Annotated in this window: 1 protein-coding gene; it reads right to left on the reverse strand. The window is 80.5% G+C overall.

Annotated features, from left to right (window positions below; genetic code table 11):
- Positions 1-154: 154 nt before the first annotated feature.
- A partial coding sequence (locus WCS02_RS20880; RefSeq protein ID WP_340296224.1) for an anti-sigma factor occupies positions 155-683 on the reverse strand: 529 nt, incomplete at its 5' end.

The raw sequence follows: 683 nt of genomic DNA on the forward strand, positions 1-683 counted from the left end.
GCCCGGCGGGCGGACCGTGCCCCGGCCGGTACGGGTGCCGACGCCGCCGGCGTACCGGCCCTACCCCGTGCCCGCGGCCCCCGGACCACCGACGCCCCGCACCGCACCCGGTGGGGGGCGGCGCGGGGACGGCGGGGCGTCCGGCTGACGGGTCCTAGGCCAGCGGCAGGACGAGGACCGGGTCGGTCGTCGGGGCCTCGGACCCGCCCGCCGGCTCGAGGCTGACCGCGACGGCGTCGGCCCCGGCGACGGAGGCCTGCAGCGCGACGGCCTCGCCGTCGCCGACGTCGAAGGTGCCGGCCGACGTGGCCTGCTCCCCCGTGACCGTCCACGCCTGCCAGGTGGAGCCCTCCGGTGCGGCGGGCAGGCCCGCCGGGAGGATGAGCGCCGCGTCGCGGGACGGGCTGGCGAGCACGACCACCTCGTCGTCGCCCTGCACGCCGTCGGCGAGGGTGGGCGGGCCGCTGAGGGTGACCACGTCGTCGGCGGACAGCACCCGCTGGACCGCGGCCTGCTGGACCTGGGCGTCGCCGAGCCGGTCGGACTGGACGACCGCGACGGTGCCGGCACCCAGCGCGGCGACGGTGAGGGCGCTCGCGGCGAGGCCGAAGAGCGCCCGGCTCGGCGCGCGACGGCTGCCCGCGGCCTCGCGCCCCTGGCGGCGGGCCAAGTCGGATCGTAGC

Source organism: Aquipuribacter hungaricus (genome assembly GCF_037860755.1).
Lineage (GTDB): Bacteria > Actinomycetota > Actinomycetes > Actinomycetales > JBBAYJ01 > Aquipuribacter > Aquipuribacter hungaricus.